Annotated in this window: 14 protein-coding genes and 2 tRNA genes; 13 read left to right on the forward strand and 3 right to left on the reverse strand. The window is 52.2% G+C overall.

Going from position 1 to position 15,290, the window contains the following annotated elements:
* Positions 1–71: 71 nt before the first annotated feature.
* From ilvB to ilvC, 3 genes are all read left to right on the forward strand, one after another.
* Positions 72–1,814: a biosynthetic-type acetolactate synthase large subunit gene (ilvB, locus tag IAE55_RS29420; protein ID WP_076173237.1), complete on the forward strand. Its 1,743-nt coding sequence runs from the start codon at positions 72–74 to the stop codon at positions 1,812–1,814.
* A 2-nt stretch (positions 1,815–1,816) separates the two neighbouring features.
* Positions 1,817–2,302 carry an acetolactate synthase small subunit gene (gene ilvN, locus IAE55_RS29425; RefSeq protein WP_076173236.1) on the forward strand — a complete coding sequence of 162 codons (486 nt, stop codon included), beginning with the start codon at positions 1,817–1,819 and terminating at the stop codon, positions 2,300–2,302.
* Positions 2,303–2,455: 153 nt separating this feature from the next.
* Positions 2,456–3,448, forward strand: coding sequence for a ketol-acid reductoisomerase (ilvC, locus tag IAE55_RS29430; RefSeq protein WP_076173235.1), 993 nt, complete (start codon positions 2,456–2,458; stop codon positions 3,446–3,448).
* 99 nt (positions 3,449–3,547) lie between these two features.
* Here ilvC and IAE55_RS29435 read toward each other — a convergent pair whose 3' ends face one another.
* The gene (locus IAE55_RS29435; RefSeq protein WP_145160336.1) at positions 3,548–4,528 is read right to left on the reverse strand and encodes an aldo/keto reductase; all 981 of its coding nucleotides are present in this window, start codon (positions 4,526–4,528) and stop codon (positions 3,548–3,550) included.
* Positions 4,529–4,786: 258 nt separating this feature from the next.
* Between IAE55_RS29435 and leuB the strand changes: the two genes are divergently transcribed.
* The 6 genes from leuB to IAE55_RS29465 all read left to right on the forward strand — a co-directional run bounded on the left by leuB (position 4,787) and on the right by IAE55_RS29465 (position 11,707).
* Positions 4,787–5,866: a 3-isopropylmalate dehydrogenase gene (gene leuB / locus IAE55_RS29440; protein WP_200634614.1), complete on the forward strand. Its 1,080-nt coding sequence runs from the start codon at positions 4,787–4,789 to the stop codon at positions 5,864–5,866.
* Positions 5,867–6,159: 293 nt separating this feature from the next.
* A complete protein-coding gene (locus IAE55_RS29445) occupies positions 6,160–6,708 on the forward strand; it encodes a peroxiredoxin (RefSeq protein ID WP_076173232.1) in 549 nt (182 codons plus the stop codon).
* Between the two features lie 318 nt (positions 6,709–7,026).
* Entirely contained in the window at positions 7,027–7,434 is a 408-nt protein-coding gene (locus tag IAE55_RS29450) for a hypothetical protein (RefSeq protein ID WP_076173231.1), read from the forward strand.
* A 387-nt stretch (positions 7,435–7,821) separates the two neighbouring features.
* Positions 7,822–8,931 carry an ATP-binding protein gene (locus IAE55_RS29455; RefSeq protein WP_076173230.1) on the forward strand — a complete coding sequence of 370 codons (1,110 nt, stop codon included), beginning with the start codon at positions 7,822–7,824 and terminating at the stop codon, positions 8,929–8,931.
* Between the two features lie 105 nt (positions 8,932–9,036).
* On the forward strand, positions 9,037–10,581 hold the full coding sequence (locus tag IAE55_RS29460; protein WP_200634615.1) for a leucyl aminopeptidase: 1,545 nt from the start codon (positions 9,037–9,039) through the stop codon (positions 10,579–10,581).
* A gap of 160 nt (positions 10,582–10,741) precedes the next feature.
* Complete coding sequence (locus IAE55_RS29465; protein ID WP_200634616.1) at positions 10,742–11,707, forward strand: aldolase catalytic domain-containing protein; 966 nt, start codon at positions 10,742–10,744, stop codon at positions 11,705–11,707.
* A gap of 66 nt (positions 11,708–11,773) precedes the next feature.
* Here IAE55_RS29465 and IAE55_RS29470 read toward each other — a convergent pair whose 3' ends face one another.
* Both IAE55_RS29470 and IAE55_RS29475 read right to left on the reverse strand, forming a co-directional pair.
* A complete protein-coding gene (locus IAE55_RS29470; RefSeq protein ID WP_076173228.1) occupies positions 11,774–12,016 on the reverse strand; it encodes a hypothetical protein in 243 nt (80 codons plus the stop codon).
* 8 nt (positions 12,017–12,024) lie between these two features.
* Entirely contained in the window at positions 12,025–12,348 is a 324-nt protein-coding gene (locus IAE55_RS29475) for a YbjQ family protein (protein ID WP_105445850.1), read from the reverse strand.
* Between the two features lie 255 nt (positions 12,349–12,603).
* Between IAE55_RS29475 and IAE55_RS29480 the strand changes: the two genes are divergently transcribed.
* The 4 genes from IAE55_RS29480 to IAE55_RS33995 all read left to right on the forward strand — a co-directional run.
* Positions 12,604–14,661 carry a putative bifunctional diguanylate cyclase/phosphodiesterase gene (locus tag IAE55_RS29480; protein WP_325168700.1) on the forward strand — a complete coding sequence of 686 codons (2,058 nt, stop codon included), beginning with the start codon at positions 12,604–12,606 and terminating at the stop codon, positions 14,659–14,661.
* 74 nt (positions 14,662–14,735) lie between these two features.
* A tRNA-Pro gene (locus tag IAE55_RS29485) sits at positions 14,736–14,809 on the forward strand.
* 57 nt (positions 14,810–14,866) lie between these two features.
* Positions 14,867–14,940: transfer RNA gene (locus IAE55_RS29490), tRNA-Gly, on the forward strand.
* 102 nt (positions 14,941–15,042) lie between these two features.
* Positions 15,043–15,290, forward strand: a 248-nt coding sequence (locus IAE55_RS33995) for a hypothetical protein (protein WP_234489956.1), incomplete at its 3' end; no start/stop codon positions are given.

The raw sequence follows: 15,290 nt of genomic DNA on the forward strand, positions 1-15,290 counted from the left end.
GATGAGGGATGGAAGGTTTTTTTGTTTACCATCACAAAAAAATGAACGTATTCTTGAGAGGAGGATGACTGATGAGCGCGCAAATTCCTGAAGTGCGGTCTACAGAACAATTACGTGAGAAATGGATGAAGCCGGAAGTCATTTCCGGCTCGGAAATACTGCTTCGCAGCCTTCTGCTGGAAGGTGTCGAGTGTGTTTTCGGGTATCCGGGCGGGGCAGTGCTTTACATTTACGATGCGATGTATGGATTTAAGGATTTCAAACATGTGCTGACTCGTCACGAGCAGGGAGCGATCCATGCGGCAGACGGTTACGCACGGGCAAGCGGCAAAGTCGGCGTGTGTATAGCAACATCGGGACCGGGGGCGACCAACCTGGTCACAGGAATTGCCACCGCTTATATGGATTCCGTCCCTCTGGTTGTTATCACGGGTAACGTCGCAACGAGCCTGATCGGAACGGATGCTTTTCAGGAGGCCGACATTACCGGCATCACGATGCCGATTACGAAGCACAGCTATCTCGTCAGAGATGTCAAAGATCTACCGAGAATTATTCACGAAGCCTTCCACATCGCTTCGACCGGCCGCAAAGGTCCGGTGCTGATCGACATTCCGAAGGACGTATCGGCGGCACTTACGCTGTTCGAACCGGGAAACAGCATTAACCTTCGCGGATACAACCCGCGCCTGGTGCCTAACAAGCTTCAGCTCGACAAGCTGGTTGCAGCGATCGAAGAGAGCGAGCGGCCGATGATCATTGCCGGCGGCGGCGTGATCTACTCCGGCGGACATGAAGCGCTGTACGAATTCGTGAAGCGGACCGAAATTCCGATCACGACCACGCTTCTCGGTCTGGGCGCATTCCCGAGCGGGCATGAGCTCTGGACGGGCATGCCGGGGATGCACGGAACTTACGCCTCCAACATGGCGATTCAGGAGTCGGACCTGCTGATCAACATCGGCGCGCGGTTCGATGACCGGGTAACAGGCAAACTGAACGGATTTGCCCCGAAAGCGAAAATCGTGCACATCGACATCGATCCGGCGGAAATCGGCAAAAACGTGCCGACGGACATTCCGATCGTAGGCGACTGCAAGACGGTGCTGGAAATGCTGAACAACGATGTGAAGCGGGCCGGCAAGGCTGAAGCCTGGAGAACCCGGGTTCAGCAGTGGAAGCTGGAACATCCGCTCCGCTACGCTGATTCGGATACAGAGCTCAAGCCGCAATGGGTTATCGAGCTGCTGAACGATACGACGAAGGGCGAAGCGATCGTCACGACCGACGTAGGCCAGCATCAAATGTGGGCTGCACAGTACTATAAGTTCAATCAGCCGCGCTCCTGGGTGACCTCAGGCGGCCTCGGAACGATGGGATTTGGACTTCCTTCCGCCATCGGTGCCCAAATGGCCAATCCGGAAAGGCTCGTCATTTCGGTGAATGGTGACGGCGGCATGCAGATGTGCTCTCAGGAGCTTGCCATCTGTGCCATCAACAACATACCGGTGAAGGTTGTCATCATCAACAACCAAGTGCTTGGTATGGTTCGTCAGTGGCAGGAACTGATTTACGATAACCGTTACAGCCATATCGACCTGGAAGGAAGCCCGGATTTCGTCAAACTGGCCGAGGCTTACGGAGTGAAGGGACTTCGGGCGACGAACAAGGAAGAGGCCAGAACGGCCTGGAAAGAAGCGCTCGAAACACCGGGACCTGTCGTTGTGGAATTTGTGGTCAGCAAGGGTGAGAACGTGTATCCGATGGTAACTCAAGGCTCGACCATTGATCAAATGTTGATGGGGGATGCATAATTATGAGCATGAGACATACCATTGCCGTTCTAGTGAATGACCAGCCGGGCGTGCTGCAGCGGGTATCCGGACTGTTTGGACGCCGCGGCTTCAACATTGAGAGCATTACGGTCGGGCAGTCGGAAGAAGCGGGGCTCTCCCGCATGGTCATCGTCACGATCGGTGACGACATGACGCTGGAGCAAATCGAGAAGCAGCTGTACAAATTGATCGATGTCATCAAGGTGATCAACCTTAGCTCCAAGCCAATGGTAGCGCGGGAGCTGGCGCTGATCAAAGTCAGCGCGGAGCCGGCGGAACGTCCGGAAATCCTCGGCGTCGTGGAAACGTTCCGCGCTTCGGTCGTCGACATCGGAAGCGGCAGCATTATGGTTCAGGTTGTCGGGGATTCCTCGAAAATCGACGCCATGATCGAGCTCTTGAAGCCATACGGAATCCGGGAGCTGTCTCGCACCGGAGTCACCGCCATGATTCGCGGAAATGCATAATCATACACAACAACATATTCATTAAATTCCCGCTAAAGAGCGGGGGTTTGAGAGGATCGTATCCCAAAAGCGGGACAAACCGGGTGCAGGGTCCTTTGAAACACCCGCTCTTTATGAAGGGTTCTTTTTAAAAACAAAGGAGGATTTATTCACATGCCAGTTACAACTTATTACGAGCAAGACGCAGAACTCAGCGCTTTAAAAGGAAAAACCGTTGCCGTTATCGGGTACGGAAGCCAAGGCCACGCACAGGCGCAAAACCTGCGTGACAGCGGTGTCAAGGTCGTTATCGGTCTTCGCGAAGGCAAATCTTTCGATAAAGCCAAAAACGACGGTTTCGAAGTTCTGTCCGTTGCCGAAGCAACAAGCCAAGCGGACGTAGTACAAATCCTGATGCCGGACGAAACTCAAGCATCCGTGTACAAAAACGAAATCGAGCCTAACCTGAAAAAAGGCGCTGCGCTCATGTTCTCCCACGGCTTCAACGTTCATTTTGGACAAATCGTCGCTCCTAAAGATTCCGACGTGCTCCTGGTTGCTCCAAAATCCCCAGGTCACATGGTTCGCCGTACGTATGTCGAAGGCTTCGGGGTTCCTGGCCTGATCGCCATCGAGCAGGACGCTACTGGCAATGCGAAGCAAATCGGACTGGCCTATGCAAAAGGTATCGGCTGTACCCGCGCAGGGGTTATCGAAACCTCCTTCCGCGAAGAAACCGAAACCGATTTGTTCGGTGAGCAAGCCGTACTTTGCGGCGGCGTAACTGCGCTGATCAAAGCCGGATTCGAAACGCTGGTTGAAGCTGGATACGCTCCGGAAATGGCTTACTTCGAGTGCCTTCACGAAATGAAGCTGATCGTTGACCTGATCTATGAAGGAGGCATGGCTAACATGCGTGACTCCATCTCCAATACGGCTGAGTACGGTGACTATGTAACTGGACCTCGCATCGTAACGGAAGAAACGAAGAAAGCGATGAAGGAAGTGCTGTCCGACATCCAACAAGGTAAATTCGCCCGCGACTTTATCCTTGAGAACCAATCCAACCGTGCATTCCTGAATGCAACGCGTCGTAACGAAGCTAACCATCCGATCGAAGTTGTCGGCGGTCAGCTGCGCGAAATGATGCATTGGATCAAGAAATAACATACGGCACTCATCCATCAAAAAAAAGGCGGATCCCCGGATATAGAGGGGATCCGCCTTTTGCATTTCGGGAGCAGCGATGTAAGCCGTTATGCCCGCTTACCAGGCATACGCCTCAGGGGCGGCGCCGCCCGGTCCCGGGAAGATTTCGTCCAGCCGCTTCAGCACGGCCTCATCCAGCTCGATTTCGAGCGCGCCGAGGGAGCTTTCGAACTGCTCCAATGTACGCGGCCCGATGATCGGCGCCGTCACCGCCGGATTGCTCAGCAGCCAGGCAAGCGCGACGTTGTCCTGCGGCTCGCCGAGCTCATTGCACAGTTCGGCAAACGCCTCGAGCTTGGCGCGATGCTTCTCAATGCGCTCCGCGCTTCCGCCGCTGCGTGTGCCCTCCAGCTTCTTCAGCGCGTTGCGTCCGAGCAATCCGCCGTCGAGCGGGCTCCACGGGATCACGCCGAGGCCGAGGCTTTGCGCAGCCGGCAGCACTTCCAGCTCCGGAAGGCGGCAATTCAGGCTGTATTTATGCTGCTCAGACACCAGGCCGAGGAAATGGCGGTTCTTCGCTTCGCTTTGGGCGATGGCCAGCTGCCAGGCAGCAAAGTTGCTGGAGCCGACGTAGCCGATTTTGCCCTGGTTCGCCGCGATTTCAAAAGCGCCCCACAGCTCGTCCCAAGTGACGTTCGGGTCGACATGGTGCATTTGGTACAGCTCGATATGGTCGGTCTGCAGGCGCCGGAGCGATCCTTCCAGGTGTCTGCGGATTTTGTACGAGGACAGGCCCCGCGCCCCGTTCGGACCGTCCGCCGGGTCGCTCATGTCGCCATGAACCTTGGTGGCGAGGACCACCTTTTCGCGGCGGCCGCCGCCCTGGGCGAACCAGCGGCCGATAATGGTTTCGGTCAAGCCGGAATTTTCGCCCCAGCCGTAAATGTTAGCGGTATCAAAAAACTGAACGCCGGCGTCAAGCGCCGCGTCCATGATGCGGAACGCTTCCTTCTCGTCCGTCGCCGGACCGAAGTTCATCGTTCCCAGGCACAAGCGGCTCACTTTTAAACCCGATTTTCCCAAATACGTATATTGCATGAATCCGTTCAACTCCTTTGCGATTGAAGGGTATAAGTCCAAACAATACCATTGTACCCGGATTAATCAGGAAAAGAAATGTGCCTTGTTAAGGCAGGTATAGAATAATTTAATCCATTCGGTCAGCTTATAGGAAAATACTATTAAGGTCATAGATTCTATATCTTGGTCAATACTCTCCTTCATGTGTTACAACAGTATATAGAGAATTAGGACAGTGAAAACGAGGTACCTGTACCTGAAGGAGTGACTGATATTATGGCAGAGGTTAAAAAAATTGCAGTAATCGCAGGGGACGGCATCGGGCCGGAGGTTGTCGCAGAAGCGGAGAAAGTGCTCAAGCGCACGGAGGAACTGTTCGGCTATTCGTTTGAAACGGAGCATGCGCTGTTCGGGGGAATCGCAATCGACGAGAAGGGGACCCCGCTTCCGGAAGAGACGCTGGCGGTATGTAAAAATGCAGACGCAGTGCTGCTTGGCGCAGTAGGCGGACCAAAATGGGACAATAATCCGAAGGAACTCCGTCCGGAGACTGGACTGCTCGGTATCCGCAAGGCGCTCGGATTGTTCTCCAACCTGCGTCCAGCCGTGGTGTTCGACTGCTTGAAGGACGCATCGACGCTGAAGCCTGAGGTGCTGGAAGGCACGGACCTGATGGTCGTACGGGAGCTGACCGGCGGCATTTACTTCGGTGACAAGCTGAGACTCCAAGGCGAGCATGGCGAAGAAGCGGTAGACACTTGCGTGTACAATGTGGCGGAAGTGGAACGGATCGTGCGCCAAGCCTTTGAAATCGCCCAGAAGCGCCGCAAGAAGCTCGCTTCCGTCGATAAGGCGAACGTGCTCGAAACTTCCCGCCTGTGGCGTGAAGTGGTGAACCGGGTCGCTCCGGATTATCCGGACGTGGAGCTGGAGCATGTGCTTGTCGACAACTGTGCCATGCAGCTGCTGCGCCGGCCAGCCAGCTTCGACGTCATCGTGACGGAGAACATGTTTGGCGATATTTTGAGCGACGAAGCCGCCATGCTGACCGGGTCAATCGGTATGCTGTCGTCCGCTTCGATGGGAGAAGGCGCGTTCGGCTTGTATGAGCCGGTTCACGGCTCCGCACCGGATATCGCGGGTCAGAACCTGGCGAATCCGATCGCCACGATTCTGTCACTGGCGCTGATGTTCCGCCTCACGTTTGGATACGGCGATGCGGCAGACGCGATTGAAGCAGCTGTGGCTGACGTGCTGAATTCCGGACACCGCACAGGCGACATCGCTGTGGATAAGAGCAAGGCGATCGGCACCCGGGAGATGGGCGACCTGATCGTGGCTGCGATGAAGAAGTAATTTTCAACGTAATATTGAGGTCGTTTTAACGCTATATAAATGAAGGGATTTTTTTGGAAGGGTGCTGCCGGGTGATTGGTGGCCCCTTTTTTTCACATCCGTCTGCTGAAGATTCGTTGAAAAGTTCATGATTTTTTCTTATTTATAATTATTATAAATAAATAACCTATATAATCTTGACTTTGATTTCGTCGAATGATACCATTTGAAATGTAGATTCCACTTGGGATGCAATACGATACTCAATCTAGAACAGAGCAGTTGTTCTTTATATTAAAGGAGGAATTTTTGACATGGCAGAACGTTTAGTAGGTAAACCAGCTCCTGAATTTACGATGGAAACTGTAACAGGTGACGGCACGGATTTCAGCAAAGCAAGCCTGACTGACTATCGCGGTAAATGGCTCGTATTTTTCTTCTATCCACTCGATTTCACTTTCGTATGCCCTACGGAAATCACTGCGCTGAGCGATGCTTACGAGCAGTTCAAAGCGCTTGACGCTGAAATTCTGGGTGTGAGCACGGACTCCATCCACAGCCACAAGGCTTGGATCAACACACCGCGCGACTCGAACGGTCTTGGAAAAATCAACTTCCCGCTGGCTTCCGACATCACGAGATCCGTTGCAAAAGACTACGGCGTGTACATCGAAGAAGAGGGCGTTGCTCTTCGCGGTCTGTTCATCATCAACCCTGAAGGTGAGCTGAAATATCAAGTGGTTAACCACAACGATATCGGCCGCAGCGTTGAAGAAACCCTTCGCGTCCTCCAAGCGCTGCAATCCGGCGGATTGTGCGCAATGAACTGGAAACCAGGCGACAAAAATCTGGTAACCAACTAATTTTTAAATATTCGGACAAGCCCCCTTTGCCTTGCTTGATGCAGGCCAAGGGGGTTTTTCATCAACTGTGGTTTTGGGTTTAGAATGCCCCGGAGAAGTTGAAATATGGCTAGGAGCGGCATAACGTATTGTTTTGGCATTAATATAGAATGAACTGATCTATTTAGCAGGATTTGAACAGGGCGATATAGAAAACCAATGAGCAGGCATACATGATAAAACTTGGGTCCCGTCAGGGTCGAAAAAAAGGAATTGTCGAGCTTGGAATCGAATACATTATGAAGAAATACGGTGGAATCCAGAGGAGGGTGAACTGGAATGAGTTATTGCTGCGGAGCAAGTATGGTTGGAACGAAAGGTACACTTAAACATTATCGCACTCAAGTCCATAATGTTCCCCTGTTGTTCTGTCCCGTGTGCCACCGGGTTGAGGTTCATTACAAGGTTGAGAATGAATACGAAATTTTGGCCGAATATGCGCATGGTGACGGGGCGGCAGAAATTGACTTTCAGGATTATGTGATTGAGGACGAAGAGACCATTTTTGAAAATGTGGTAAACTGTGAGAAGGAAGATCCGAAAGACATCATTCAGAGCCAGATTGACATGGCCCTTGATTTGTTGACGGTCGCCAAGCAAATTCAAGACGAGAAATGGCAGAGCGAGCTGAAGAAAAGACTCGCGGTCATGAGCCAGCGCCGGCTGCGTCTTCAGCATAAATCATAAAATTTCATCGGATACCCGGGCCTGCCGTCGAATCGGCGAAAATCGTCCCGGCTGAGCGCCCGGTCATGACATAGCATCAGGTACAAAAATAAATTTTTTGTGTCTGATGCTTTTGTTTTAAGATTCGCTTTCGCAAGAGACGACATCCTTATTTTTACAGAAGAAACTTCTACATAAGCGGGGACTTTCGGCTAAGAAGGAGCACCGATTGACGGCCATCATTTTCAGGCTGGGACCATTTTTTCTTTTTTCGACAGTATCTCTTGTTGAGTTTTCCGGCGAGCTTGTCTATGATTAAACTAATCTTTATTACTGGCCAAAAGATGGAATATCTGCCTGCTAACGATTTGCCAATTCCGTCATTTCCTTATAAAGGGGGGGCATCGTGTGAGCGAAATCCAAGAGACGTTGTTGCAGTCCCTGGAGGCGTTTCAATCTACGCAGCTTGTGAAGAACAAGTACGAGAACATTTTGGAGCACTTGGACAGTGGGGTAATTCTTTTCGACAGTGAGGGCGTTTTGACCTTTATTAATGTGCAAATGGCGAGGTTGTTGGAAATTTCCCGTAAGTCGTTGACTGGCCTAACCTTGCTTCAAATTTTGCGTCATCCCCAGTTAAGCAGGTATAAGAAGAAGAAAATATTGCGTATTTACCGCGAAACCATTTTTCACCGAAAAAGATACCATGAGCTGAGTGATGAAACCGGACGCCAGTGGCTTCTTACGGTCACCTACGGCGATCAAATGGACGGTGATTTTTTATTTAGTGTCAAGGATGTATCCGATTTCAAGCAGATCGAACAAACCGCCTACCGAAACGACAAGCTGGCGATGCTCGGCAAAATTTCAGCATCGATCGCCCACGAAATCCGCAACCCGCTCACGGCCATCCGTGGATTCATTCAGCTGCTGAGACCTCATTTGACCAAGCTCGGAAAAGACGAGTATGCCCGCATTATATTGACCGAGATCGACCGGGCGAACGACATTATTTATGAATTTCTGAATTCGTCCAAGCCATCTGCACCGCAAACGACCGTTATCCCGGTTTCGTCTTTGCTGAAGGAAGTCGTTCTCCTTACGGAGAGCGAAGCGTTGATGAATGGCTGCGAGGTTGTTTTGCTCGATGAGTCTACGCCCCTTCATATTTCCGTCGATGTGAAGCAGATTAAGCAGGTCATTCTCAACATCATTAAAAACGCCATGGATGCGATTGCTGATCAGGGACATGAGCATACTGGGAGGATTGAAATCCGCACGCGCAAGGACCAGAAAAACGTGAATATATGTATTTCGGATAACGGAAAGGGTATGGATCATATCACGCTGAGCCATTTATTTGATCCCTTCTTTACGACCAAGGAAAGCGGGACAGGCCTTGGTCTGTCCGTCAGTTACCGGATCATCAAGAATCACCGGGGATATATTTCTGTGGACAGCAAAGTAGGGAAGGGAACAGAGTTTGTGATATCGCTTCCGATCGTTGAAATGTCCTGATTCGGCACAGCAGGAACATTTTGTCTTTGGAGTTGCTTTGGACAACGGTGGAATAATATATATGACTATCGTCCGAAAACTTGAAGACAAAGGAAGATGACGCCGATGAATGGACATCCGTTTTCCGAAGGACAAGATATTACGGTCACATGGAAGGATCATACGGAAGCTACTCAGCTCAGTATGGATGCGCTTGTTGTTATGGTTTCCCAAAAGGACTTTGAGGATAACGCACTTTCTCCCAGTCTTGCACCCATTGTGCAGCAGCTCAGGGACAGCCGCCTGTTCGGTGCTGCCTTCAATCAAATCCACGCACTGCCTGTGCCTGATTCAAGCGGCCATCGCGCCGTTATTCTAGTCGGGATCGGCGAACGTCCGCTGACCTCCGAAGAACTCAGGCTTGCTGCCGCCCAGGCGGCTAAAACCGCGCTCAAAATCCAAGCCCACAGCCTGGCATGGGAAGTGCCGATGACCATGATGCGATTTACTGCGGAACAGAACACGATAACTGCGGCCCAGGCCCTGACCGAAGGGTTCATTCTAGGCGCATACCGGATCAAGCAGTACAAACGAAACCATCCGACGTACCATGGAATTAAAGAGCTAGTGCTTTTTCGAAAAGGAAACGCGGATCCCCGGGAAGCTGAAGAATGGCGTCAAGGCATTGTCCGTGGGAAAGCGGCAGCCGAAGCTACCTGTTTGGCGCGGGATTTAACGAACCTCCCTGGAAATATGCTGGTTCCAGAAGATCTGGCGAAGCATGCGCAGCGGATTGCCCGGAAGCATGGCATGGAATCACACACGCTGGATGTCGAAGAGCAAAAGGCACTCGGCATGGGTGGATTGCTCTCGGTTGGCCAGGGGAGCATTCAACCTCCGCGGATGATCGTGATGAAGTATCAAGGAAGGGACAGCTGGGATGACGTTATAGGGCTTGTCGGCAAAGGCATTACGTTCGATACCGGGGGCATCTCTCTAAAGAAGCGGCTCGGCATGGAAGAGATGATCAGCGATATGGCCGGAGCCGCTGCGGTGCTGGGTGTCATGAACGCACTTGGAACGCTGAAGCCGAAGGTGAACGTCGTGGCTGTCATTCCGAGTGCCGAGAACATGCCTGGAGGCGGTGCCTTTAAGCCGGGGGACGTGATCCGGTCGTTCAGCGGGCGGACGATCGAGGTGCTGAACACCGATGCGGAAGGCAGAGTGGTGCTCGCCGATGGCATGACTTATGCCAGACAGCTCGGAGCGGTCCGTCTCATCGATGTGGCGACGCTCACAGGCGCCGTGGTGACGGCTTTAGGGGACGTGGCGACTGGAGCGGTAACGAACGATGATACTTTTCTCCAGGAGTTGATCCTCGCTTCGAAAAGATCCGGTGAAAAAGTATGGCCGCTTCCTGCTTACAAGGAATTTTGGGATATGCTCAAAAGCGACGTGGCGGACATTCGCAACAGCACCGGAGGCAGGGGGGCTGCGATTACGGCAGGCCTGTTTATCGGAACCTTTGCCGAAGGGCTGCCGTGGGTTCATCTCGATATCGCCGGAACGGCCTACGCCCAAAAAGAGCGGGGTGTGAATCCCAAGGGAGGCACCGGGGTGATGGTCCGGACCCTGCTGGAGTGGATTTTGTCGCAAGCGGCATCCTCATAAGACCATGAACGTAAAGCGGAATCCTGAGCGGGATAGCCGCTTTATTTCGTATGCCGTCATTTCGGAGTCATAACCGTCCGGACAATTAACCTTTACTTTTCTGGTCACCTTCAAGTATGATGAAGGAATAAATTTTATGCCGGAAGGAGAAGCTTGTTGGATGAAAACGAACCCTTGTAAAATTGTCGATTGCACGATTCGCGATGGGGGACTGGTTAATAACTGGGACTTCAGCGTCGAGTTTGTACAAACTTTATACGCCGGACTGAATGAGGCCGGTGTTGACTATATGGAAATCGGCTACAAAAATTCACCCAAACTGCTGAAGGGCGCCGAATCTGCCGGACCTTGGCGCTTTTTGGACGATTCCTTCCTGCGTGAAGTGATCCCCCAGAAGGGCAAAACCAAGCTGTCCGCCCTCGTGGATATCGGCCGTGTCGATGAGAATGATATTTTGCCGCGCGAAGAGAGCATGCTGGATTTGATCCGTGTTGCTTGCTACATCAAGGACGTGGATAAAGCGCTGGAGCTGGTGCAGACGTTCCATGAACGCGGTTACGAAACGACGCTGAATATTATGGCCTTGTCCAACGTCATGGAGAACGAGCTGCTGGAAGCCTTCGAAATGATCCGGGAGAGCGTGGTCGATGTCGTCTACATCGTCGACTCCTATGGCAGCCTTGACCACAAGGACATGGAGTACTTGGTCGAGAAGTTCAAGAAGCACCTGCCGAACAAGCGCCTTGGCGTTCATACGCATAACAATATGCAGCTGGCCTTCTCCAACACGCTGACCGCCGCGGAGCTGGGCGTAGAGCTGCTGGATGCGTCCGTATACGGAATGGGCCGCGCGGCTGGCAACTGCCCGACCGAGCTGCTCGTCACCCATCTGAAAAATACCCATTACAACCTTCGTCCGGTGCTGGATTTGATCGAACGCCTGATGATTCCGCTTCGTGAGAAGGAGGAATGGGGCTACCTGATTCCTTACATGGTTACGGGAACGCTGGGGGAGCATCCACGTTCCGCCATGGCGCTCCGGGCATCGGAGGATAAGGACAAGTACGTGGATTTCTACGACAAGCTGACGACTCCGGAAGTCAACTTTGACTCGAAACACAAGTAAACCGCTTCATTTGATTCATTGGAAAAAGGGCTGCCCGTCACAAGTACGGGCAGCCCTTTTTTTGCTTCAATCGAGTCTGATATATTCGCGTTCACCGGTCCGGTGATTATAATAGACCTGGTATTTATGACCGTCTTTCGGGTCAATAAATACTTCCGAAGTCGGCGTAAACGATCCGTTCATGATGTCCCTGCTGCCCCCGCTGTCGTCCCGGCGGCGGTATCTTTTGTCAAAGAAGCGCCAGCTTACCCATAACAGCAGCAGAAAAGCGACCAGCTCCAAGGCGTATATGAGCAGAATAATGACCATACCTCCCATCAGCTAACAGGACGGGTTCTAACGACCGTGCCGTAGGCAACAATTTCGCTCATGTTATTGCCGATATCCCCGCTGTCAAAGCGCATCATCACGATGGCGTCACCGCCCATGGCATGCGCGTTCTGCACCATCCGGTCCACCGCCTGCCGCCGCGCATCCTCAATCATCTGGGTGTACTGCTTCACCTCGCCGCCGACAAGGCCCTTGAGGGAAGCCATAATGTCCCCGCCGATGCCTCTGGCTCTAACGACGACTCCAAACGTGGTGCCGAGTACCTCGATAATTTCATGATTGGCTACATTTTCGGTTGTTGTAATGATCATACAATGCCACACCCCTTAGGTATTATAATCTACAATACGGATGAAGGAGGATAAGGATTCATTTTTTTGCAAAACGACTCATGTCGAACGATGGCCCCAATGCAAAATTATTGTCTAATGTTAGCAGGAATGTCGGCATAAACGTGGAATTATTTAGCATGAAATTCATATATAAATATTTCAGAAAAAGCCCGGGGGTCAGAAGACTGCATGCATACCAGAGTAGAGAAAAGACGAACAATCAGGACGGCCTTGGTGGGAATCTTGTTTTTTGTTGCGGTTCAGATCGCTCAAACTGCATTTTTATACAGTATTGATGGCGCCGGCTGGTTCAAGACGGTTTATGTCCTTGCCGGCTGGAGCAGTGTGGCTGTCAGCTTTGCCGTGTTCGCCCAGGGATGGCTGTTATTTTCGCACAAACTGTCGCGGCATAGGCTGTATACGGCTGCGCTGTTTTTGTCTCTGGCTGTGTTTGACTTTTTGCAGACGGTCAGCTTGCTCGGAATTCCTCTATTCGGTTATGCATTAAACCAGGACGATGCCATGTGGCTGCTTATCATCTCCAAGGGGGCGTGCGCCCTCGGGCTTCTGTCGATTTATAATCTGAAAGACACGATGGTGTCGATTACCCATAAACGCTTCGCATTTATGATCACGTCGGTCGTGATCGTATTTGGTGTGCTTGCCTTTTTCCTGTGGCATCAGAAACTTCCTTTGCTGATGAACCATGGCAGCATTAATTGGCTGAAGAAATATTTGGACCTGGTGATCATTGCGGTATGCCTGATTGGCATCGGATCGATCATGTACCGGGGCAGAAAGGACCGGGCCCCATCGCTGCTTATTATTATCCGGGCACTGATTTACTCCGCTCTCGGACAGGGGCTGATGATGACGGCGAATCATACATACCAGTGGAATTACCTGCTTGGCACCCTTTCCGGAGGTGTGGCTTACTATCTGATGCTCAAAGGGGTTTACCGCCTGACGATCGAGGATCCATTCCGGGAACAACAGCGGGTGGAGGCGCGGATGAACTATCTGGCGTTCCATGATGACCTGACGGGACTTCCGAACAAACGCCGGTTGACTCAGCGCATTTCCAGTAAGATCAAAACTGCGGGACATGAAATGACAGGGGTCGTCGTTTTTAACGTCAACCGCTTCAAAAATATCAATGACTCTCTTGGGCATCAGGCGGGGGACCGGATTCTGCAGCTTGTCGGCGACCGCCTCAAACGGAATACCCGCTCCAGGGAGGAAGTGTTCAGTATGGGCGCCGATGAGTTCGCTATCATTTTGCCTGCGCTTGCCGGCGTGGAAGAGGGGATGGAGCGGATCCGCTATTTGCTGAAACTCTTTGAAAAGCCCGTCGTCATCGAGGAAAACGATTATCATATCACGCTCTGCGCAGGGATGGCGGTCTTTCCGCAGGACGGAGACACGGCCGAGGAGCTGATTCAGCATGCGGACACCGCCGTTCATCATGCCAAAGACTATGGAGTCGACGTCCGTCACTTTGTCCCATCCATGCAGATGAAGGCGAAGGAGCGGCTCCGCTTGGAGAACGACCTGCGTAAAGCGATCGAGCGGGAAGAGTTTTACCTGGAGTACCAGCCGCTCGTTCATTTGGAGAGCAGTGAGATCGTCGGCATGGAGGCGCTGCTGCGCTGGCGGCATCCGAAACGGGGATTCGTTTCGCCGGCCGAATTCATTCCACTGGCAGAGGAAAGCGGTCTGATTGTTCCTCTTGGCGAATGGGTTCTCCGCACGGCGTGCATGCAGAATAAAAAATGGCAGCAGGCGGGGTATAAGCCGATCTGCGTATCGATCAATCTATCCATGCGCCAGTTTCTCCAGCCCCAGCTGGCTGAACGCATCGGGTCCATCCTGGAGGAAATCGGCTTGGATCCGAAGTACGTCGAGCTGGAAATTACGGAAAGCATGACGTTTGACAAGGAAACGGCCTTTGACCAGCTTCGGCGCTTGAAGCAGCTCGGCGTCTTCATCAGTATCGATGACTTCGGGACGGGGTACAGCTCGCTGCATTACTTGAAGAACATGCCGATCGACCGGCTGAAAATCGACCGTTCCTTCGTCCACGAAGTGATGAGCGACCATAACGATGCGGCGATCGTCTCCACGATCGCATCGATGGCGCATCATCTGCAGCTCAAGGTAACGGCCGAAGGCGTAGAGAATGAGGAGCAGCTCCATTTCTTGAAAGAGCAGCGCTGTCACGAGGGACAAGGCTACTATTTCAGCAAGCCGATTTCGCCTGAGGATTTCGAACGGACCTTTCTGCTGAATTAAAAAAGTATTGCAATCCCGCGGCATCCGTGGTATATTATTTCTTGTCTTCACAAGATGATATATCTTGAATGCAACGGGATGTAGCTCAGCTTGGTAGAGCACCTGGTTTGGGACCAGGGGGTCGCATGTTCGAATCGTGTCATCCCGATACGCATGCACAGCTTCGTGCAAGTCATGATTGTTTCAAGGCTTGCACGGAGAATTTGCGGGTGTAGTTCAATGGTAGAACTTCAGCCTTCCAAGCTGATAGCGTGGGTTCGATTCCCATCACCCGCTCCATATTAATTAAAACAAACAACGCCGATGGCGTTTTTTTTATTTTGGAGTGGTTGTGTGGGAGAGAACCCACGAGCGTGGGTGCGACCGTCCGTGCGGGCTTCCATGAAGGGACTGATCAGGACGCGCGTCAACATCTACCTTAGTGGCGAGCCGAAGGCTCGCTGTTGGATCGGGATGTTGAGTATTCCCATCACCCGCTCCATATTAATAATTAAAACAAACAACGCCGATGGCGTTTTTTTATTTTGGAGTGGTTGTGTGGGAGAGAACCCACGCGCGTGGGTGCGACCGTCCGTGCAGGCTTCCATGAAGGGACTGATCAGGACGCGCGTCAACATCTACCTTAGTGG

Origin of the sequence: Paenibacillus sp. S28 (genome assembly GCF_016624415.1) — a bacterium.
In the GTDB taxonomy this organism is placed as follows: Bacteria; Bacillota; Bacilli; order Paenibacillales; family Paenibacillaceae; genus Paenibacillus_AQ; species Paenibacillus_AQ favisporus.

What these genes read in the sequence shown, in the direction of transcription:
- ilvB (WP_076173237.1), top strand. Translation starts at nt 72, where the DNA reads ATGAGCGCGCAAATTCCTGAAGTGCGGTCTACAGAACAATTACGTGAG.
- ilvN (WP_076173236.1), top strand. Translation starts at nt 1,817, where the DNA reads ATGAGCATGAGACATACCATTGCCGTTCTAGTGAATGACCAGCCGGGC.
- ilvC (WP_076173235.1), top strand. Translation starts at nt 2,456, where the DNA reads ATGCCAGTTACAACTTATTACGAGCAAGACGCAGAACTCAGCGCTTTA.
- IAE55_RS29435 (WP_145160336.1), bottom strand. Translation starts at nt 4,528, where the DNA reads ATGCAATATACGTATTTGGGAAAATCGGGTTTAAAAGTGAGCCGCTTG.
- leuB (WP_200634614.1), top strand. Translation starts at nt 4,787, where the DNA reads ATGGCAGAGGTTAAAAAAATTGCAGTAATCGCAGGGGACGGCATCGGG.
- IAE55_RS29445 (WP_076173232.1), top strand. Translation starts at nt 6,160, where the DNA reads ATGGCAGAACGTTTAGTAGGTAAACCAGCTCCTGAATTTACGATGGAA.
- IAE55_RS29450 (WP_076173231.1), top strand. Translation starts at nt 7,027, where the DNA reads ATGAGTTATTGCTGCGGAGCAAGTATGGTTGGAACGAAAGGTACACTT.
- IAE55_RS29460 (WP_200634615.1), top strand. Translation starts at nt 9,037, where the DNA reads ATGAATGGACATCCGTTTTCCGAAGGACAAGATATTACGGTCACATGG.
- IAE55_RS29465 (WP_200634616.1), top strand. Translation starts at nt 10,742, where the DNA reads ATGAAAACGAACCCTTGTAAAATTGTCGATTGCACGATTCGCGATGGG.
- IAE55_RS29470 (WP_076173228.1), bottom strand. Translation starts at nt 12,016, where the DNA reads ATGGTCATTATTCTGCTCATATACGCCTTGGAGCTGGTCGCTTTTCTG.
- IAE55_RS29475 (WP_105445850.1), bottom strand. Translation starts at nt 12,348, where the DNA reads ATGATCATTACAACAACCGAAAATGTAGCCAATCATGAAATTATCGAG.